Consider the following 20,367-nt stretch of genomic DNA (forward strand, 5'->3'; position numbering starts at 1 on the left):
GTCAGTCCCGCAACAGGGTAGGACGAGTTATGAGAAATTATACCCGGCAGGCATGCAGCCTGCTGCTGGTTGGCCTTGCGCTGCTTGCAGGCTGTAAGCCACAGCAAGAGGTGACTACATTACGGCTGGCTCATGCGCTGGACCAGGAACATGTGGTGCACAAAGCCATGGTACTGATGGCTGAGCGCCTTGATCAGTATTCAAACGGCAGCATGCGTATTGAGATTTACAGCGGCGGCCAGTTAGGTAATGAGCGCGAGCTGGTAGAGCTGTTGCAAATTGGCAGCCTGGCGATGACCAAGGTATCGGCCAGTTCAGTAGAGAGCTTTGTACCGCAGATGCGCGTATTCAGCGTGCCGTATATTTTTAATGACAATGCCCACCTGTGGCGGGTACTGAACGGTAAAACCGGCACCGAGCTGTTAATGGCATTGCAAAGCGCCCGTTTACGTGGCCTCGGCTATTACGACGCCGGTAGCCGCAGTTTTTACTCTACTAATACCGAAATTCATACTCCGGCAGATTTGCGCGGTAAAAAATTCCGTGTGCTGGCCAGCCAGACCGCTGTGCGGATGGTTGAAGAGTTGGGCGGCGCTGCGACACCGGTAGACTGGGGCGAACTATACACTGCGCTGCAGCAGGGTGTAGTAGACGGCGCTGAAAATAACCCGCCAAGCTTTTACCTGTCACGCCATTATGAGCTGAGTAAATACTATACGCTGGATGAACATACCTCTGTACCTGATGTGCTGATAGTCAGCCTGCCAGTATGGCAGGGGTTAACACCACAGCAGCAACAATGGTTGCAACAGGCAGCCAACGATTCTATCGCTTATCAGCGCTCGGCCTGGCAACAGGTATCAGACGATGCGCTTGCGGCGGTGAAAGCTGCCGGTATCCAGGTAATTTACCCGGACAAGCAACCGTTTCGCGAAGCAGTGGCAGATTTTCATCAAAGCCTGAAACAAACCGATATCGGGCCTTTACTGCAGCAGATTGCTGACATTGGCGCCAAGCAGGAGGCTAGCGATGACTAAAGTAGTCCATACCGTTGATACGGTACTGAAATGGTTTCTGGCGTCGTTGATGGCCGCCATCGTGTTGGTGGTGAGCTGGCAGGTAATATCACGTTTCGTGTTAAACGCACCAAGTTCCATTACTGAAGAGTTGTCGCGAACCTTGCTGATCTGGATTGGCATGGTCGGGGCGGCTTTTGCCTACCGTACCGGTGTGCATCTGGGGTTGGATATTGTAACGCAGAAATTCCCCAAAGCTGTGCAGCGTAAGCTGGCAATGGTGCTGACCGCCTCAGTAGTACTGTTTGCCATTGCGGTAATGGTGGTTGGCGGTGGCAATCTGGTCGCGCTGACCTACGAGCTGAACCAGATGTCGGCAGCGTTAGATATTAAGATGGCGTATATCTATATCGCGGTACCTTTATCGGGACTGTTAATCGCGTTTTATGGTGTATGTCAGTTGTATTACCTGGCGGCGAACAAGCCGATGCAGCCGGTTGAGGGGATGCACTGATGGAAATGGCGATTCTGGTTTTACTACTGGTATTTTTTGGCTTACTGCTGCTAAACGTACCCATTTCATTTTGTATTGGCCTGGCCACGCTGGCGACGATGCTGTTAAGTGTTGATGTCATGCCGGCGGTGACTACGATGGCGCAGCGTATGGCTGGCGGTATCAATAGCTTTGCGTTGCTGGCAATACCGTTTTTTGTGCTGTCAGGTCTTATCATGGGGCGCGGCGGTATCGCCAAGCGCCTGATTGAATGTGCTATGGCGCTGGTGGGAATGCTGCCAGGCGGTCTGGCGCTGGTGAATGTAGTGTCCTGTATGTTTTTCGGTGCAATTTCAGGCTCAGCGGTGGCGGCAACATCGGCCATTGGCAGCTTTATGTTGCCGGAGATGAAAAAACAGGGTTACGACATTAACTACAGCGCGGCAGTTACCGCTGCAGCGGCCACAACGGGCATGCTGATCCCGCCGAGTAATATTCTGATTGTATACGCTATAGCCAGCGGCGGGGTGTCTATTGCCGCTTTGTTTATCGCCGGATATTTACCGGGTATTTTGCTTGGCGTGGCGCTGATGCTGGTTTGTGCTGGTTACGCCAGATTGAAAGGCTACCCGGTTGGCGCGCGCTTGCCGCTGAAACTGGTGGTACAAAAGGTCGGTGCGGCCATCCCCAGCCTGTTTATGATTTTTCTGGTTATCGGCGGCATAGTCAGCGGCGTTTTTACCGCGACAGAAGCTGGTGCTATTGCTGTAGTGTATTCGCTGGTATTGGCTGTAGGTATTTACCGCGAGGTAAAGCCTGATGAGCTGCCTGCCATTTTAATGAAATCTGCTGAAACCACTGCCATAGTGCTGGCGCTGATTGCGACGTCATCAGCGATGTCATGGATTTTATCTTATGAGCAAATCCCTCAGACGATAAGCGCAGCCATGCTGGCACTTAGCGACAACCCTTTGCTGATTTTGTTGATGATCAACCTGATATTGCTGCTGGTGGGTGCCTTTATGGATATGACGCCGGCAGTGCTTATTTTTACCCCGATCTTTTTACCGGTGGCGGTCGAGCTGGGCATGAGTCCGTTGCATTTTGGCATCATGATGGTGCTTAACTTGTCTATCGGCCTGGTATCACCGCCGGTTGGCAGTGTGTTGTTTGTCAGCTGTGCTATTGCCAAAACCAAGCTTGAAGCCATTATCCGTCCGTTGATGCCGCTATATCTGGCTATGTTTGTGGTGCTGATGCTGGTGACTTATGTACCGGCGATAAGTGAGTGGCTACCGGCTCAGTTTGGTTTTTAACGTTAAATAAACTCAGGAGTGGTGCGATGGTAAGCTATGTGATCCCTAATCTGGCCAATGCCTGCCGCATTCTGTCACTGGTGACAGAATCGGATCAGGGCCTGAGTTTATCTGAGCTGGAACAGCGGTTGGCTGTGCCGCGTACAACGGCGTTTCGGATCTTGCAAACACTCTGTCAGGAGCAGGTGCTGGAAAAACACGGTAAACGCTATCTGGCCGGCGCCCAGTTATTTAAAATGGGGCTTAGCTTGCTTAGTTCACAGCGCCTGCAGCAGCAAGCGCTGCCTATGTTGCAGCAATTGGCACTGACAACGGGTTTAACTGCTCATCTGGCCTTGCCACATGCCAAAGGCGCTTTGCTGGTAGAAGTATGCGACAGCCCGAATCCGCTGCGCCTTGCTGCACGCCCGGGTAGCATCGCTGATTTTAACTGTTCTGCTGCCGGTAAAGTGTTTCTGGCATTTCATCATTTTGATCAACTACCGGCTTTGGCTGCTGCTGGCTTGTTTAAACAACGCACCGCGAACAGCCTGGTTCAGCCGCAGCAGCTTATAACGGAGTTGCAGCGGGTACTGGCACGCGGTTATGCTAGTGACGAAATGGAATACCACGAAGATGTGCGTTGCCTGGCTGTGCCGGTACGTAATAGTCAGGGCACTGTTGTTGCTGCGGTAGGCGTGACCGGACCGTCTGCGCTGTACGCGAAAAAGACGCAAACCGACCTTATCGCCAGCGTCAAACAGACGGCTATTGATATTGCGCTGAGTACTTACCGGCCGCAACTGGTCGCCAACAATGCGCGTGGTCAATAAGATGAGAGTTATGCAAAAACAAGCCACGATAAATGATGTCGCACGGATTGCCGGCGTGTCAAAACGCACTGTTTCCCGCGTAATTAATGGCTCGCTCAGTGTTGGCGAGGCGACCCGTATCCGGGTTGAAAAAGTGATCAGTGAACTGAAGTATTCACCGAACACTCAGGCCCGCGGGCTGGCGTCAAGCCGCTCTTACCTACTGGGATTAATTTATGATAACCCCGATGCACTGTATCTGGACGATGTACAGCGCGGGGTGCTTGAGGTGTGTTCTAACCTCGGTTACGAGCTGGTTGTTCACCCGTGTCGTTACCGCAGTGAAACCCTGGTACAGGATTGTCTGCGTTTTATGCAGCGCTCTAAGCTCGATGGCGTAATCGTGTTGCCGCCGGTATCTGAATCAGAGTTACTGGCGCAGGCACTGAAAGAGTCTGGCAGCCCTTATGTACGTTTAAGCTCAGTAGCATTGGATGAAGCCAAACATATTGTCGTGTCAGACGATCGCGCTGCAGCGGCCGAAATGGCACGCTATTTTGCCCAGTTGGGTCATGAGCATATTGCTTTTATCAGTGGTCCGCAGCGCTATAAATCGTCAACCGAGCGGATGGAAGGTTTTCAGCTTGGTTTATCTGCGTACGGCATAAAAATTCGTCCCGACTGGATAGTCGAAGGTAATAACACCTATGAGACCGGTATCGAATGTGCACGCCAGCTGCTGCAGGGGCAGGATATCCCTACAGCAATTTTCGCCAATAACGACCAGATGGCGGCCGGGGTATTAAAGGTCGCCCACAGTTTAGGTATCAAAGTGCCTGAGCAGTTATCAGTGGCCGGCTTTGACGATAACATGCTGGCCTCAAGAGTTATTCCTGCACTGACAACGATTAAAAGGCCGGTGCGGCAAATGGCGCTACTGGCCACCAGCAAGATGATTATGTCGATAGAAAACAATGATAAAGCAGCCAGCAATGTGGCGGCTAAAGTGGCACCGACACTGGTTGTGCGTGAGTCTACCGCCAGAATCAATACCACAGATAGTTAAGCAGATATCACACTAACGCTGATGTAGCGGTTTTTTTTGCTACCGCTGGCAAAAAAAATGTCCAATTGCTTGCCACCGGTGGCAAATTGGTTATTATAGTATCAATCAACAGCAATAAGCTGGTGTTAATTGCAAATAAAACGCAATGGCACAGAAGCCGGGGAGACTTATGACAGACACGCTGAAACGACAACATTTAAAAACGCTGAGCCTGGCCAGTGCCGGCCTTTCGTTGTGGTCATTAAATGGCTGTTCGACAGCGTCTGTGATGAGTATTGCAGACAGTGATGCGGCAGATAACATCTTATGGCAGCAGGCAGATAACATCATTGCCAGCATAGCGCCAACCCAATTTGCAAAGCGTGATTTTGTTATTACCGCTTATGGCGCCAAAGCGCAGCCGAATTATGACAGCAGCGCGGCTATAACTGCCGCTATTGCCGCTTGTGCCGAAGCCGGTGGTGGCCGGGTTGTGGTACCCGCCGGGCGTTTTAACACCGGGCCAGTGCATTTAAAGTCGAATGTAAACCTGCACCTGCAAAAAGATGCGGTGTTATCGTTTTACACTGAGCCTGAGCGTTATCTGCCAGCCGTACACACCCGTTGGGAAGGTGTCGAGCTGATGGGCTACTCGCCGCTGATTTATGCCTTTGAGCAGGAAAACATCGCCGTGACAGGTGAAGGCATCCTCGAAGGCAACGGCAGTAATACCCAGTGGTGGCCGTGGAAAGGTAAGTGGAAACACACGCCGTGGCAGTTAGATGCGGCAACAGACCAGAGCAACACCCGTGACCCGTTATTTGCTATGGCAGAGCAGGGTGTACCGGTAGCTCAGCGGGTATTTGAGCAAAACTATCTGCGTCCGCCGTTTATTCAGCCGTACAGGTGTAAACGGGTGCTGATTGAAGGCGTGACTATTCGTAATTCGCCGTTTTGGCTTATTAACCCGGTACTGTCTGACGATGTGATAGTACGCGGCGTAAACTGTGTCAGCTTCGGCCCCAACTCAGATGGCTGTGACCCGGAGTCTTGCAACCGGGTGCTGATTGAAAACTGTTTATTCGACACCGGTGATGACTGTATTGCACTGAAATCGGGGCGTAATAACGACGGCCGCCGTTTAGCAACGCCAATTCAGAACGTGGTGATCCAGGATTGTGTTATGCGCGCCGGCCACGGCGGCGTGGTGCTTGGCAGTGAAATTTCAGGCGGGGCGCGCAATATTTTTGCCCGTCGTTGCCGTATGAGCAGCCCGGATTTACAGCGCGGCATCCGTATTAAAACCAACTCGGTGCGTGGTGGTTTAATTGAAAATATTGCTATCCGCGATATTGATATCGGTGAAGTGAAGGACGCGATAGTGATTAACTTCTTCTACGAAGAAGGTGATGCCGGCTCACATTTGCCGCAGGTAAAAGATCTGCATATCAGCCACTTAACCGTACACAAAGCCGAGCGGGCTTTTTTGCTACGCGGTTTTGAACGGGCACCGATAAGCGGTGTCAGCCTGCACCATGTTGAGTTCAAACAAGCCGCCAGCGTGGGTGTGCTGGAGAATGTAGCGCAGATAGATCAGGTAGATGTAACCTTGAATGGCAGTGCGCTAACGCTTTAGAGGGTTAGAAATGGTTCGCTAACGGTTCGGAAAGCCAAATTAGAATATCAATGTTTTTAAACCCGGTTTGCCACCGCTAGACAAGGGGCAGGAAGGTTAACTATGAGCACAGAACAGAAACCAGGCTGTAGCACAAAATTAGATGCACCAGCCGATATTGGTGAGCAGTTACAGGTACTGCAGGTGCACCCACGCGATAACGTCGTGGTGGCATTGCAACCGCTGGCGCAGGGCGCACCTTTGCCGGAACCTTTTGCTGCTTTAACGGCACAACAGGCGGTACCGGCCGGACACAAAGTGGCCCTTACCGACATCGCCAAAGGCGACGCAGTCGTGAAGTACGGTTTCGCCATTGGCGCCGCAACCTGCGACATCAAAGCCGGCGAGCATATTCACTCGCATAACCTGGCAACTAAGCTAAGCGGCCAGATTGATTACCGCTATGACGGTTGTCAGGCGCAGCCACTGGCCTTTCCATCAGGCTTGCCAACCGAATTTATGGGTTACCGCCGTGCCAACGGCAAAGTGGGCACCCGCAATGAGCTGTGGATCATTAATACCGTAGGCTGCGTTAACCGTGCAGCTATGCGGGTAGCCGAGCAGGCCCGCAAACTGTATAGCAATGATATCGACGGTATTTATGCCTTTACCCACCCGTTTGGTTGCTCGCAGCTGGGCGACGATTTAGATCACACCCGCCGTTTACTGGCCGGCCTGATTCAACACCCGAATGCCGGTGGCGTATTGGTGATGGGCCTGGGCTGCGAAAATAACCAGTTAAGTAAGCTACTGGCTGCCAGCCCCGGTGTCGACCTGAGCCGCATCCGCTCGTTTAATGCGCAGCAGGTAGAAGATGAAATTGAGCAGGGGCTGGACGCGGTTGCTGAGCTGGTAACACAAATGCGCCTTGATAAGCGCAGCCTGTGCCCGGTGTCTGACTTAGTGGTTGGTATGAAATGCGGCGGCTCTGATGGTTTAAGTGGTTTAACCGCTAACCCGCTGGTCGGGCGTATAGCCGATTTGGTGGCAGCCGCGAACGGCAAAGTGGTGCTGACAGAAACACCGGAGATGTTTGGTGCTGAGCAGGTGTTTATGGCCCGCGCCAAAGATGAAACCGTGTTTGACGACATTGTTGGCCTGGTGAACGATTTTAAACAGTACTTTATTGATAACAAACAGCCGGTGTATGAAAACCCCAGTCCGGGCAACAAAGATGGCGGTTTAACCACGCTGGAAGAGAAATCACTCGGTGCTATTCAAAAAGGTGGCTCGGCGGTGGTGAATCAGGTGATCCGTTACGGTGATACTGCCAGTCAAAGTGGCCTGACGCTGCTGGAAGGCCCGGGCAATGACGCTGTGTCATCTACCGCGCTTACTGCCGCTGGCGCCACTTTATTGCTGTTTACTACCGGCCGCGGCACACCGCTTGGCTTTCCGGCACCGACGGTGAAAATTTCGTCAAACTCGTCATTGGCGGCCCGCAAGCCCCAATGGATAGATTTTGACGCCGGTGGCTTGCTGAAAAAAGGCCAGGATGCGCAGCAGTTCAGCCATGACTTTTTCCGTTATCTGATTAACGTGGCATCAGGTAAAGCGACACGTAACGAAGTGTCTGACAACCGCGAAATTGCGATCTGGAAAAACGGCGTCACGCTGTAAACGCTGAAATTATTGAATTTAACTACTTTTAGAAACAGGACATCAATATGGCACAAAGTCGTCGCTTAGAACTGCACCCGGACCGGTTATTTCCGTCTGATCCTGTGGTGCGCGATATCGCCCGGCGTTTATATCAGCAAATTAAAGACTTGCCGATAGTCAGCCCGCATGGCCATACCGACCCACGTTGGTTCGCTGAAGACGCCAACTGGGATAACGCTACCGCGCTATTATTGCTGCCGGATCACTACGTGTTTCGCATGTTGTACAGCCAGGGTATCAAGCTCGAAGAGTTAGGTATCCGCCGTAAAGACGGCGCTGTGGTGGAAAGCGATTACCGCAAAATATTCCATATTTTCGCTAAACACTATTACCTGTTTCGCGGCACGCCGTCGCGGATCTGGCTGGACACAGTATTTCACGACGTATTCGGTTTAGCCGAAACCCTGTGCGAAGAAACAGCCGATCACTACTACGACAGTATTAACGCGCAGTTGGCCAAGCCGGAATTTAAACCGCGTGCTTTACTGCAGCGTTTTAATATCGAGCTTATCGCCACTACCGAAGGCGCGCTGAACGATTTAAAACACCATGCCAAATTAAAAGGTACTGGCTTTGAAACCCGGGTTATTACCACCTTTCGCCCCGATGATGTGGTCGATGCTGACCGGGCTGATTTTGCGGCTAATGTCGCCAAACTGGGCGAGATTACCGGTGAGGACACGCAAAGCTGGCAAGGTTACCTGGCGGCGCTGCGTAAACGCCGTGCAGTGTTTCGTGACCACGGCGCAACGGCAACAGATCATGGGCACCCAACGGCACTGACCGCTGATTTACCGATGAAAGAAGCGGCGGCGTTATTTCAGCGCTGTTTAAGTGGTAAAGCCAGCAAAGCAGACACCGAGTTGTTCCGCGGCCAGATGCTGACCGAAATGGCTGGCATGAGCCTGGAAGATGGCATGACCATGCAAATTCACCCGGGTGCGCACCGCAACCACAACAAGATTATTTTCGATCGTTTCGGTGCGGATAAAGGCGCGGATATCCCAAGCCCGACCGAATATGTGCAGGCGTTAAAACCGTTACTGCAGAAATACGGTAACGAAGCCAGCCTGAATATTATTCTGTTTACGCTGGATGAAACGACCTACGCCCGCGAGCTGGCACCATTGGCCGGCCATTACCCCGCGTTGAAGCTGGGCCCGGCCTGGTGGTTCCACGACAGCCCGGAAGGCATGCTGCGCTTTCGTCATCAGGTGACGGAAACGGCCGGTTTTTATAACACTGTGGGTTTTAACGATGATACCCGTGCTTTCCTGTCGATCCCGGCACGTCACGACGTGGCCCGCCGTATTGACTGCCGTTTTCTGGCCGGTTTAGTCGCTGAACACCGTTTAACTGAAGAAGAAGCCGGCGAGCTGGCGTATGAGCTGACCTATGGTCTGGTGAAGAAAGCGTATCAGCTGAAATAATGTTAAGCACAATCTAACAGCGGGGCAGTTTGCTACTAAGCAGAGCGTCTGCAGCATGGATGCTGCAGAGGAGTCTACAAGGATGTATTTACGACGTCTCTGCGTGTAACAAACTGCCCAAGCTTACACTGCAGCAAATAGCAGGAATCATGAATGGCAAATCTTAGTAATCAGGCTCTGGCGAGTCTAAATGGCAAACTACCAATACCCGCTTACCGGTTGGCAGAGCACAAACCTGAAATCGGCATTGTACATTTAGGCCCCGGCGCTTTTTTCCGCGGCCATCAGGCCTGGTATACCGAACAGGCACTGCAATTTGGTGGCGACTGGGCGATAAGTGCCGTATCTATGCGCTCACCTGATGTCAGCCAGGCGCTGACACCGCAGGATGGCTTGTATACGCTGGCGGTGCTGGATGCGATGCAAAGCTATCAGGTAATTGGCGCTGTGCAGGAAGTGCTTATTGCCAGCGAACAATACCCGCAGGTACTGTCGCGTTTAACGGCTGCCAGCACTAAATACGTTACCATGACCATTACCGAAAAAGGTTATTGCCTAAATGGCAGCGGCAAGCTGGACTTAACCCATGCGCAAATACAGCAAGACTTAGCAGGAAACCAGCAACCGGTTACCGCTATTGGTTTGTTGTTTACTGCACTTGCGGCACGGTTTCAGGCCAATATCGCACCGTTTTGCGTGATAAGCTGCGATAACCTGACCGACAACGGCCATAAACTGCGTAGTGCGTTAATTGCCTATGCTGAGCAAAAAGACCCGACTATCGCAAACTGGTTAAGCCAGCAACTGATTAGCCCCTGTACCATGGTCGACAGCATTACCCCGGCAACAGATGATGCAATTAAAGCACAGGTAGCAGAGGTGCTGGGCGTAGCGGATAACTGGCCTATTAAGCGCGAAGCTTTTGTGCAGTGGGTGATAGAAGACATTTTACCGGCCGACCGGCCGGCCTGGCAGCAAGCCGGTGTGATTTATGCGCAGGATGTTAGTGCTTTTGAAAAAGCCAAACTGCGGCTGCTAAACGCACCGCATTCAACGCTGGCGTATGTTGGTTCATTACTGGGTTATGAAACTGTATTCGACGCCATGCAGGATAAAACGCTGACGCAGTTTATTCAGCAGATGATAAGCGATGAGATTATGCCATCGTTTACGCCACCGGCTGAGTTGGATGTTCAGCAGTACAGCAAGGATATTTTAGCCCGCTTTAACAACCCGGCCATCCGGCATTTGCTGGCGCAAATCGCCTGGGACGGCTCACAAAAACTGCCTATGCGTGTACTGCCGGCCATTCGTGACAACCTGGCTGCCGGTAAACCGATCGACAAACTGGCATTTGCCATTGCCGCCTGGTGCCGCTTCATTGTGAAGCGCTACAAAGATAACGAAAAGCTGGTCGACCCATTGGCCGAGCCTTTACTGGCGGTTGCTGCTCAGTGTACCGGCCAGGCTGATACTGATGTAGCACTGTTTCTGGCAGTGGATGCGGTGTTCACAGCCGAACTGAGTTTAAACAACACTTTTTTCCAGGCAGTACGCGCTGCCTATCAACAATTAGCTACCGGACCGGCTGCTGCGCTGGCCGTATTTGCTGGAGAAGCCTGATGTCGTCTTTACCCCCGTTATTGTCGCCTGTGTTGTCATCTGTGATTAGGGGCCCGGCTTTATTACCCATTATTCAGGCTGATACACCCGATGAAGCGGTAGCTATTGCCAAAGCCCTGGCTGATGGTGGTGTTGGCTCGGTTGAAGTAGTACTACGCACACGCCAGGCGCTGGCAGCGGTTACTGCTATCCGTAGCGCATTGCCTGATTTGCTGGTAGGTGCAGGTACTGTGTTGTCCGCCGCCGATGCCAATGCCTGTAAAGATGCCGGCGCCCAGTTTCTGGTCAGCCCGGCCAGTACACCTAAGCTGTTAGAGGCGATGATCGCAACCGGCTTGCCGTTTGCACCTGGTGTGGCAACACCGTCTGAAATTGCAATGGCGTATGAGTACGGCCTGACTGAAGTGAAGTTTTTTCCGGCGCATTTATCCGGCGGTATCGAGATGCTAAAAGCGCTACGCGGTGTGTTTCAGCAAGTACGGTTTTGCCCGACCGGCGGTATTAGCCAGCATAACCTGGCCGATTTTTTAGCGCTGCCTAACGTGTTTGTTGCTGGCGGTTCATGGTTAACTCCGGCTAATCTGGTGAAAACCCAGCAATGGGGCCAAATTAGCGAGCTGGCCAGCGCCGCAAGCGCGATTGCCCGCCAGCTTAAAACCGCAGCATAAGGAGCAGCAGCATGAGCAAACGTATTGTCATTATGGGCGAGTGCATGGTCGAGTTATATCAGCTGGTCGATAACGTTTATCACCAGAACTTTGCCGGTGATGTATTCAACACAGCAGTGTACTTAAAACGAACCAGCGAAGTGCCAGTTGATGTGCAGTTTTTCACCGCCGTCGGTACTGATCTTATCAGCGATAAGTTGGTGCGTGCAGTAGAGCGGGAGAAAATTGACACCAGCCTGATGCTGCGCACCAAAACGGCCCGGCCTGGCCTGTACATGATTAATACCGATGCTTTTGGTGAGCGCAGTTTTGTTTACTGGCGCGATAGCTCAGCAGCGAAGCAAACGCTGCAATGCTTTAATCAGCAGCTGGATTTTTCTGCGCTACAAGGCTGCGACATGTTTTATTTCTCTGGTATCACGCTGGCGATTTTATCTGACAGTGACCGGGCTCAGTTGTTTGAGTTGGTGCAGCAGTTAAAAGCCAGCGGCAGCCAGATTGTATTCGACCCGAATTACCGCCCTGCGTTATGGCCGCATGCCGATAACGCCAAGGCCGCCTTTATTCAGGCTTACAGCTTAGCGGATGTGGCATTGCCGGGGCTGGATGATCATAAAGTGTTGTTTGGCGCTCAGACGACAAACGATGTGGTTGAGCAGCTTGCTGAGCTGGGTGTGGCAGAAATCATCGTTAAAGATGGCAAAAACGGCATCAACGGGCGCTATCAGCAAAAAGGCTTTACGGCTCAGGCACATGCTGTGAAGAAGGTGGTAGATACCACAGCAGCCGGTGATTCCTTTAACGGGGGCTACTTAGCTGCGCGTTTAGGTGGTATTGCACCACAGCATGCAGTGAAGTTCGCTGCGCGTCTGGCGGGCTTTGTGGTTGAGCATACCGGCGCTATCGTCAGTAAAGATCATTTTAATGGCTTTTGGGCGCAGAACCGGCCGTCGGTGTTTGTGAAGTAAACGGCGTTGCCGGTTAAGACTTGTGGCTTCGGTCCGAACCGGTTTGCTCACACTGACACGCCGTAAATACGTCCCTGTAGGCTCGTTTCCGCCCGTCCAGGGCTCCAACGGTCAGCTTAGAGCAAATCGGTTCTTACTCTCGTTAACGCCGCTTGCCTCAAAGCAAAATGGATGATTGATGAGTCACTGAAATATTCAAGCGAAGCAGTTAAGGGTATAGCAAAGCGTCTGCCGCAAGGATGCGGCAGAGACAAATTCGTTGGGAACTTATTTGCATGGAGTAGCCACCCGAAGGGCAAATTGCAGGAAGCAGTTTGTAAGTCTACAGGGAGGTATTTACGACGTCTTTGCGTTCCCTTAACTGTGAAGCCTGCAACGATATGTAGCAAGAATAACAAGATCCGGCCTAAGCCGGGCAAGCGTCGCATCTGACCCTGACTAACAACCAAGGCAATTAATTGTTAGCAAAGGAGTAAAGCATGAGTTTAGTAAGTGTTTTTCCGCGATCGGCGGATATTCCGGCACAGTTTGCCCATAACGCCGTTATTACCCAGCGGGAATACCTGTTAAATGGCGAGTTAGTAAAGTGGCGTGGCGAGCTAAGCCCGGTTGTCAGCCCGGTGTATCTGCGCAGTGACCACAGCGATGAATTACAGCAAGTGGTACTCGGGCATACACCGCTGCTGGATGCGGATACTGCATTAAAAGCACTCGACAGTGCCGTTAAAGCCTACGATCTGGGCCGCGGTGCCTGGCCAACGATGGCTGTGCTGGAACGTATTCAACATGTCGAAACCTTTCTGGGGTTAATGCAGCAACAGCGCGATGAAGTTATTCGCCTGTTGATGTGGGAAATCGGTAAAACCTACCCCGATGCGGCTAAAGAGTTTGATCGTACCTGCGACTATATCCGCGATACCATCGACGCATTAAAGCAGCAAGACCGTGACGCCAGCCATTTTATTATTGAGCAGGGCAGCCTGGGTAAAATCCGCCGTGTGCCGGTTGGTGTGGCGCTGTGCATGGGCCCGTTTAATTACCCGCTAAATGAAACCTTTACCACCTTAATACCAGCGCTGATCATGGGTAATACCGTGATCTTTAAACCGGCTAAATACGGCGTGCTGCTCATTCAGCCATTGCTGCAGGCCTTTATGCAAAGCTTTCCACCGGGCGTCATTAACATCATTTATGGCCGCGGCCGCGAAACGGTGGGCGTGTTGATGGAAAGCGGCAAAATAGACTTGTTCGCTTTTATTGGCACCAACAAAGGTGCCAGTGATCTAAAGCGGATGCACCCAAAACCACACCGCTTGCGTGCTGTGCTGGGGCTGGATGCGAAAAACCCGGCCATTATTCTGCCTGACGCTGACATGGCGCGCACCGTGAAAGAGTGCGTCGCCGGTAGTTTGTCGTTTAACGGCCAGCGCTGTACTGCACTGAAAATTTTATTTGTTCATCAAAGCCGTGCTGCTGAGTTGGTGGCTAAATTATCAGCCGCCATCAGCGAACTGAAAGCGGGTATGCCGTGGCAACAAGGTGTAGCGATAACGCCGCTGCCGGAGCCGGGTAAAACCGCATTTTTAACTGAGCTGCTACAGGATGCCTTAGATAAAGGCGCCAAACTGCAAAACCCCGGCGCTGGTGAAACGGCTGCCTCGTTGTTTATGCCCGCGTTGCTGTACCCGGTAAACAGCAGTATGCGGCTATACAGTGAAGAGCAATTTGGCCCTTTGGTGCCAGTGGTGCCTTATGATGATGTTAACGATGTCATCGATTATGTGGTGAACTCTAACTTTGGTCAGCAGCTGAGTATTTTTGGCCAAGATGCGCAGCAGGTGGGTGAGCTGGTAGATATTTTTGCTAACCAGGTTGGCCGCATTAATATTAACAGCCAGTGTCAGCGCGGGCCGGACAGCTTTCCGTTTAACGGCCGCAAAGACTCTGCCGAAGGCACCTTGTCGGTGGTGGATGCGCTACGGCAATTTTCTACACCAACGCTGGTGGCAGCGAAATATCAGCAGGGCGATATAGATTTTGTGAAGCTGATGGTCAGAAGCCGCAGCTCGCACTTTCTGGCGACGGATTTTCTGTTTTGATGCGTTATCTGTACTGGCTGGCGCTGCTATTGTCGTTTCATAGCATCGCGGTTGATTACTGGCAGCAGCAACCCCTGCCGGCACAGTGGCAGCAATATCTGGCTGTATCAGAGCAGTTATTGCAGCAGGATGCGGCCGCGTTTGCGTCAGAGCTTGCTGAAAGTGCTGCGCATGATGCTGTTAAGCATAACGGTTTTGGCTTAACTGCCATAACGACAGCGGCAGAAGCCGAAGCGATACTGAGCTATCAGACGCCATCGGGCGGCTGGAGCAAGCGCACTGATATGCGGATTGCCAGGCAAGCAGGCCAGCATTTTGGCTCAGAGCCGGACTATGTACCTACCTTTGATAACGATGCCACCAGCACGCAGTTGCAGTGGTTGGCTGATTACTACCCAGATGCATCAGAGGCGTTGCGGCAAAGGATAACAGCGGCTATTGAGCGTGGCATTACGCTGGTGTTAAAGGCTCAGTACCCCAATGGCGGTTTTGCCCAGTCGTATCCATTGCGTGGCGGTTATCACGATGCCATAACGCTGAATGATGATGCTATGTATCAGCTGATGACGCTGCTTTGGCAAGTTGCGCATGATAAGCGGTTTGCCATGGTAACCGATAGCAGCAAGCAGGCAGCAAAGGCGGCATTTTATCGCGCGGTTGATTGGCTATTGGCAAATCAGGTGCAGGTGAAAGGGCAGCTAAGTGTGTGGGGCGCGCAGCACCATCCGCTAACCGGCGGGCCGGTAGCCGCGCGAAAATTTGAGCAGGCGTCGCTGGTTAGCTCTGAAAGCGCTAAATTATTGCAGCTTATGCTGCAAACGGTGCCGGATTATCCCGGTGTGGCGGCCAGCCTGGCAGCGGGCGCGCACTGGCTGCAGCAACATCAGATCAACGGAAAAATCCGCTACCGGGACGAGCAAGGCTATTTGTCACTGAAAGACAGCCCGGGCAGCGTGATTTGGTCGCGTTTCTATGATTTAAAAAGTGGCAAGCCGGTATTTTTTGACCGTGACGGCCAAACGTACTCGGATGTCAGCCGGTTGTCGCTGGAGCGTCAGCGTGGTTATGGCTGGTATCAGAGTGTCGCGGCCGAGTTTCTTAGCGCTTACGACAATTGGCTTGGCCTCGGGCAGCATTGCCGCAATTTCGGCCTGGACACCGCAGGTGGTCAGGGCGGGGCCGTGCTGAAAGTCAGCAACCTTAACCGTAGCGGGCCGGGTTCGCTGGCAGCAGCACTGGCAACAACCGGCCCGCGCATTATTGTGTTTGAGGTGGCAGGGGTTATCGATCTTGAGCGCTCGAACCTGAGCATAGAGCAGCCCTTTGTTACTATTGCCGGTGAAACTGCACCGGCCCCCGGCATTACCTTAATTAAAGGCGGGCTGCGTATTGTCAGCCATGATGTCATCGTGCGGCATTTGCACATTCGCCCCGGTGACGCCGGCCTTGATAAACGCGCTGGCTGGGATACCGACGGCATAGCGGTAACAGGCAAAGATGCCTGTAATGTGCTGGTTGAACACAACTCGGTAACCTGGGCGACAGATGAGCTGGTGTCAGCGTCGGGGCCACGCGATCAAGGTCCGGCAGCAACGGCTAAGCATGTGACATTCCGTAACAATATTCTGGCCGAAGCGCTCGACTACGCTACCCATATTAAAGGTAAACACAGCAAAGGCGCATTGGTGCACGATAATGTGCAGCAGGTAGCCTTTATCGGCAATCTGTTTGTCAGTAATGACAGACGCAACCCGTACTTTAAAGCCTTTAGCAGCGGTGTTGTCGCCAATAACCTGATCGTCAATGCCGGCAATGCGGCAGTGCAGTTGGGTTTTGTTGAGCGTGAATGGTTAAGCTCTGGTATTGCGCCGCACAATCCGCAGGTTGCCGTGGTAGGCAATGTGCTGCGTTATGGTCTGGATTCGTACTCTGATTTAGCGCTGGTGTCTGACCGTGGCGATGCTTATATCTCAGATAATCTGACGTTTAACCTGCGTCAGCAGCCGATGTACGACACCCAGGGGGTTATTCATTTGCTGCAATCGCCACCTGTGTGGCCGCAAGGTGTTACTGCAACAGCAGCAAGTACAACTGAAGCACAGGTGTTAAACCAGGCCGGTGCCCGATATTGGCAGCGCGACAGCATAGATCAGCGCATTTTGCGGCAGGCGCAGGACGGTAGCAGCCGCATTATCGACAGCCAGCAGCAGGTTGGTGGTTATCCGGAAATTGCGCCAGTGCAGCGTACTCTTAATATCCCCGATAGCAATACAGACGGCTGGCTAAGGCGCTTTATCCCTGAATCTGGTCAATTAACGGAGCCATAAATTATGCGTATTGAACATGTTGCTTTTAACGTTGCCGAGCCGAAACAGATGGCCAGCTGGTATATGCAGCATCTGGGCTTTGGTTTAAAACGGGCATTGAATGATGCGGCACAAACACACTTTTTGTCGGATGACACCGGGGTGATGATGATTGAAGTTTACTGCAATCCGGCTGATCAGGTACCCGACTATGCCGCAATGGACCCACTTATTTTGCACCTGGCGTTGGTGTCGGCTGATCCGGCTGCCGACAGCACCCGCCTGATTGCCGCTGGCGCCAGCCATGTTACAGATGTGCACCTAGCTGATGGCTCACATCTGGCGATGTTGCGTGATCCCTGGGGGCTGGCATTGCAACTGTGCCGTCGTGGAGCTGCCCGCTAACAGTGTTAGTCTATGTATAAATTATTCAAAAAATTCTTGATGATGTAAAAAAATTATGCAAGCTGGCAGGGAATACCGTATTATCGGTTAATCTTATCTAACTAAGTTACCGCCAGAGGTTTGCATGCAACCGCAGTTTATTCAGGCCGTTAAACAGCTTATTCCGGCTGAGCGCTATTTTGACGATCCGGTTGCTACTCTGGCGTATGGTACGGATGCCAGCTTTTATCGCTTGTTGCCAAAGTTAGTCCTGCGCGTTGAAAGTGAAGCCGAAGTCGTGGCGCTGCTAAAACTGGCAAACGAATATCAGGTGCCGCTGACATTTCGCGCTGCGGGTACCAGCTTATCCGGTCAGGCGGTAACGGACTCTGTACTTCTGGTACTGGGCGAGAATTGGCAGCAGCGTGAGGTGCGGGGCCTTGGCGAGCAAATCCGCTTGCAGCCCGGGGTTATCGGCGCTGCGGCGAATCAGGCATTAACCAGGTTTCAGCGTAAAATAGGCCCCGATCCGGCATCGATCAATAGCTGCAAAATTGGTGGCATAGTGGCCAACAATGCCAGCGGCATGTGCTGTGGCACCGCGCACAACAGCTTTAATACCCTGTCGGCAATGCGTCTGGTGCTGTTTGATGGCACTGTGCTCGATACTGAAGATGCGCAAAGCGTGGCGTCATTCCGCCAGAGCCATGCCGCTTTACTGGCTGAACTGGCGCAGCTTGGCCAGCAGACACGCGATAATACTGAGCTGTGCAATAAAATCCGGCACAAGTACCGGCTGAAAAATACCACCGGTTTTTCGCTTAATGCCCTAACCGAATATACTGATCCGATTGATATTCTTACCCATTTGATGGTTGGATCTGAAGGCTGTCTGGGGTTTATCAGCGCAGTGACGTACAACACAGTGCCAGATTATCCGCACCGGGCAAGCGGCTTACTGGTCTTCCCTGATGTTGAAAGCTGCTGCCGCGCGGTTACTGTGCTGAAATCGGCACCGGTGTCTGCGGTAGAGCTGTTAGACCGCCGTAGCTTGCGCTCGGTAGAAAATAAAGCCGGTTTGCCTGCCTGGGTAAAAAGCTTATCTGATACGGCCTGTGCACTGCTGATTGAAAGCACCGCTGCCAGTAACAGTCTGTTATCACAGCAACTAGAGCATATCCGTAAGGTGATGCGGGCGTTTACGCTTGAGCAACAGGTCGATTTCAGCACAGATGCTGGCGTGTATAACCAGCTGTGGGCTATTCGCAAAGGCACTTTTCCGGCTGTAGGCGCCGTGCGCAAAATTGGCACTACGGTGATTATTGAAGATGTGACGTTTCCGCTGGAACAACTAGCCGAAGGCGTGTCGAGGTTGCAACAGCTATTTGATAAGTACTACTACACTGAAGCCATTATCTTTGGCCATGCGCTGGAAGGTAACCTGCACTTTGTTTTTACCCAGGGCTTTGATGATGCCACTCAGGTTGCCCGCTACGAGGCTTTTATGCAGGAAGTTGCCAACATGGTGGCTGGCGAATTTGGCGGCTCGTTAAAAGCTGAGCATGGCACCGGCCGTAATATGGCACCCTTTGTCGAGCTGGAATGGGGCCAGCAGGCCTACCAGCTTATGTGGCAGCTGAAAAAGCTGCTCGACCCGGCCAATATTCTTAACCCTGATGTAGTGCTAAGCCATAACCCAAGATTGCATTTGCAGAACTTAAAGCCATTACCGGCCACCAATCCTTTAGTGGATAAATGCATAGAATGCGGTTTTTGCGAGCCTGTCTGCCCGTCGCGTAAGTTAACACTGACACCACGGCAGCGTATTGTGACCCAGCGGGAAATTTCGCGTTTAAGCCACAGTGGCGATAATCCACAGCGGCTGGCAGCACTTGAGCAGTCTTATGAGTATCAGGGGAATGACACCTGTGCTGCCTGTGGCATGTGTAGCACGGCTTGCCCGGTAGGGATTAACACCGGCGATTTAACCCGGCAACTGCGGGCCAGAAAGCATCAGCGCTGGCAGGCACTGGCGGCTTTTACCGCACGTCATTTTGCTGCTGTATCAATGATGGTGCGGCTGGGCTTAACAGCCGGCAGAATGGTGAGTGCGTTACTACCGTTTTGGCACAAAGCTATGCCAACGGCAAATTACGCTAAGGTAAAAACGGCGAAGCCGGGACTGCAGCCCATTATTTACCTTGCCGGTTGTAGCGGCCGGGTGATGGCACCGCAGGCCGAGAGTAACGATAAACGCAGTTTACTGCAGGTAAGTACGGATTTACTGGCAAAAGCCGGTTACCAGTTAATTGTGCCAGAGGGTATTGATAACCAGTGCTGCGGCATGCCGTTTCAGTCTAAAGGGCAGTTTACTGCCGCCAGCCAGAAGCAGCAGCAATTGCAACAGTGGCTGTTGCAGGCAACCCATAACGGTGAATTACCGGTATTCTCTGATACCAGTCCGTGCAGCCTGACACTGCAGGGAAAGCTGGACAGCCGGTTAAATATCATCGACAGTGTCGATTTTCTGCTGCAAAACGTGCTGCCAAAGCTGAGTTTCACCAAGCTCAGCGAGCCGGTAGCATTACACCTAACCTGTAGCGCCAATCAGCTGGGGCATGGTGACAAGCTGAAGCAGCTACTGGCTGCCTGCACTGACGAGGTTGTTGTACCTGAGGGCATCAGCTGCTGTGGTTTTGCCGGTGACAAAGGTTTTGTTTTGCCTGAGCTCAATGCATCTGCCCTTTCTGGCTTAAAACAGCAGGTAAGCGCTTGCTGCCAGGGTGTGTCAACCAGCCGTACCTGTGAGATTGGCTTATCCCGCCACGCCGGTTTGGAATATCAACATATTGTTTACCTGTTGGACCGCTGCAGTAACTAAGCGCTAATAA

At 52.3% G+C, this 20,367-nt stretch carries 15 protein-coding genes; all 15 read left to right on the forward strand.

Annotated elements, in window-relative coordinates:
- Positions 1–29 precede the first annotated feature (29 nt).
- The 15 genes from LHL18_RS14065 (at position 30) to LHL18_RS14135 (ending at position 20,357) form a co-directional block, all read left to right on the forward strand.
- Positions 30–1,037: a TRAP transporter substrate-binding protein gene (locus LHL18_RS14065; RefSeq protein WP_226767533.1), complete on the forward strand. Its 1,008-nt coding sequence runs from the start codon at positions 30–32 to the stop codon at positions 1,035–1,037.
- Positions 1,030–1,530, forward strand: a complete 501-nt coding sequence (locus LHL18_RS14070; RefSeq protein WP_226767534.1) for a TRAP transporter small permease — start codon at positions 1,030–1,032, stop codon at positions 1,528–1,530. The genes LHL18_RS14065 and LHL18_RS14070 overlap by 8 nt, the downstream gene beginning before the upstream one ends.
- Positions 1,530–2,825: a TRAP transporter large permease gene (locus LHL18_RS14075; protein WP_226767535.1), complete on the forward strand. Its 1,296-nt coding sequence runs from the start codon at positions 1,530–1,532 to the stop codon at positions 2,823–2,825. Before LHL18_RS14070 ends, LHL18_RS14075 begins: the two co-directional genes overlap by 1 nt.
- A 26-nt stretch (positions 2,826–2,851) precedes the next feature.
- Positions 2,852–3,637, forward strand: a complete 786-nt coding sequence (locus LHL18_RS14080; protein ID WP_226767536.1) for an IclR family transcriptional regulator — start codon at positions 2,852–2,854, stop codon at positions 3,635–3,637.
- A 10-nt stretch (positions 3,638–3,647) separates the two neighbouring features.
- Positions 3,648–4,682, forward strand: coding sequence for a LacI family DNA-binding transcriptional regulator (locus tag LHL18_RS14085; protein WP_226767537.1), 1,035 nt, complete (start codon positions 3,648–3,650; stop codon positions 4,680–4,682).
- A gap of 169 nt (positions 4,683–4,851) precedes the next feature.
- Complete coding sequence (locus LHL18_RS14090; RefSeq protein WP_226767538.1) at positions 4,852–6,297, forward strand: glycoside hydrolase family 28 protein; 1,446 nt, start codon at positions 4,852–4,854, stop codon at positions 6,295–6,297.
- Between the two features lie 102 nt (positions 6,298–6,399).
- Complete coding sequence (locus LHL18_RS14095; RefSeq protein WP_226767539.1) at positions 6,400–7,956, forward strand: UxaA family hydrolase; 1,557 nt, start codon at positions 6,400–6,402, stop codon at positions 7,954–7,956.
- A 47-nt stretch (positions 7,957–8,003) separates the two neighbouring features.
- Positions 8,004–9,428, forward strand: coding sequence for a glucuronate isomerase (gene uxaC, locus LHL18_RS14100; RefSeq protein ID WP_226767540.1), 1,425 nt, complete (start codon positions 8,004–8,006; stop codon positions 9,426–9,428).
- A gap of 153 nt (positions 9,429–9,581) precedes the next feature.
- Positions 9,582–11,051, forward strand: a complete 1,470-nt coding sequence (locus tag LHL18_RS14105; RefSeq protein ID WP_226767541.1) for a mannitol dehydrogenase family protein — start codon at positions 9,582–9,584, stop codon at positions 11,049–11,051.
- The gene (gene eda / locus LHL18_RS14110; protein WP_226767542.1) at positions 11,051–11,719 is read left to right on the forward strand and encodes a bifunctional 4-hydroxy-2-oxoglutarate aldolase/2-dehydro-3-deoxy-phosphogluconate aldolase; all 669 of its coding nucleotides are present in this window, start codon (positions 11,051–11,053) and stop codon (positions 11,717–11,719) included. Before LHL18_RS14105 ends, eda begins: the two co-directional genes overlap by 1 nt.
- Positions 11,720–11,730: 11 nt before the next feature.
- Positions 11,731–12,687: a sugar kinase gene (locus LHL18_RS14115; RefSeq protein WP_134057380.1), complete on the forward strand. Its 957-nt coding sequence runs from the start codon at positions 11,731–11,733 to the stop codon at positions 12,685–12,687.
- A 479-nt stretch (positions 12,688–13,166) separates the two neighbouring features.
- Complete coding sequence (locus LHL18_RS14120; RefSeq protein WP_226767543.1) at positions 13,167–14,786, forward strand: NADP-dependent glyceraldehyde-3-phosphate dehydrogenase; 1,620 nt, start codon at positions 13,167–13,169, stop codon at positions 14,784–14,786.
- Complete coding sequence (gene pelA / locus LHL18_RS14125) at positions 14,786–17,113, forward strand: pectate lyase (RefSeq protein ID WP_226767767.1); 2,328 nt, start codon at positions 14,786–14,788, stop codon at positions 17,111–17,113. The genes LHL18_RS14120 and pelA overlap by 1 nt, the downstream gene beginning before the upstream one ends.
- A 3-nt stretch (positions 17,114–17,116) precedes the next feature.
- A complete protein-coding gene (locus tag LHL18_RS14130; protein ID WP_226767544.1) occupies positions 17,117–17,497 on the forward strand; it encodes a VOC family protein in 381 nt (126 codons plus the stop codon).
- A 124-nt stretch (positions 17,498–17,621) separates the two neighbouring features.
- Positions 17,622–20,357, forward strand: a complete 2,736-nt coding sequence (locus LHL18_RS14135) for an FAD-binding and (Fe-S)-binding domain-containing protein (RefSeq protein ID WP_226767545.1) — start codon at positions 17,622–17,624, stop codon at positions 20,355–20,357.
- Positions 20,358–20,367: the final 10 nt, after the last annotated feature.

Source organism: Rheinheimera aquimaris (assembly GCF_020531985.1).
GTDB classification, from domain to species: domain Bacteria; phylum Pseudomonadota; class Gammaproteobacteria; order Enterobacterales; family Alteromonadaceae; genus Alishewanella; species Alishewanella aquimaris.

What these genes read in the sequence shown, in the direction of transcription:
- LHL18_RS14065 (WP_226767533.1), top strand. Translation starts at nt 30, where the DNA reads ATGAGAAATTATACCCGGCAGGCATGCAGCCTGCTGCTGGTTGGCCTT.
- LHL18_RS14070 (WP_226767534.1), top strand. Translation starts at nt 1,030, where the DNA reads ATGACTAAAGTAGTCCATACCGTTGATACGGTACTGAAATGGTTTCTG.
- LHL18_RS14075 (WP_226767535.1), top strand. Translation starts at nt 1,530, where the DNA reads ATGGAAATGGCGATTCTGGTTTTACTACTGGTATTTTTTGGCTTACTG.
- LHL18_RS14080 (WP_226767536.1), top strand. Translation starts at nt 2,852, where the DNA reads ATGGTAAGCTATGTGATCCCTAATCTGGCCAATGCCTGCCGCATTCTG.
- LHL18_RS14085 (WP_226767537.1), top strand. Translation starts at nt 3,648, where the DNA reads ATGCAAAAACAAGCCACGATAAATGATGTCGCACGGATTGCCGGCGTG.
- LHL18_RS14090 (WP_226767538.1), top strand. Translation starts at nt 4,852, where the DNA reads ATGACAGACACGCTGAAACGACAACATTTAAAAACGCTGAGCCTGGCC.
- LHL18_RS14095 (WP_226767539.1), top strand. Translation starts at nt 6,400, where the DNA reads ATGAGCACAGAACAGAAACCAGGCTGTAGCACAAAATTAGATGCACCA.
- uxaC (WP_226767540.1), top strand. Translation starts at nt 8,004, where the DNA reads ATGGCACAAAGTCGTCGCTTAGAACTGCACCCGGACCGGTTATTTCCG.
- LHL18_RS14105 (WP_226767541.1), top strand. Translation starts at nt 9,582, where the DNA reads ATGGCAAATCTTAGTAATCAGGCTCTGGCGAGTCTAAATGGCAAACTA.
- eda (WP_226767542.1), top strand. Translation starts at nt 11,051, where the DNA reads ATGTCGTCTTTACCCCCGTTATTGTCGCCTGTGTTGTCATCTGTGATT.
- LHL18_RS14115 (WP_134057380.1), top strand. Translation starts at nt 11,731, where the DNA reads ATGAGCAAACGTATTGTCATTATGGGCGAGTGCATGGTCGAGTTATAT.
- LHL18_RS14120 (WP_226767543.1), top strand. Translation starts at nt 13,167, where the DNA reads ATGAGTTTAGTAAGTGTTTTTCCGCGATCGGCGGATATTCCGGCACAG.
- pelA (WP_226767767.1), top strand. Translation starts at nt 14,786, where the DNA reads ATGCGTTATCTGTACTGGCTGGCGCTGCTATTGTCGTTTCATAGCATC.
- LHL18_RS14130 (WP_226767544.1), top strand. Translation starts at nt 17,117, where the DNA reads ATGCGTATTGAACATGTTGCTTTTAACGTTGCCGAGCCGAAACAGATG.
- LHL18_RS14135 (WP_226767545.1), top strand. Translation starts at nt 17,622, where the DNA reads ATGCAACCGCAGTTTATTCAGGCCGTTAAACAGCTTATTCCGGCTGAG.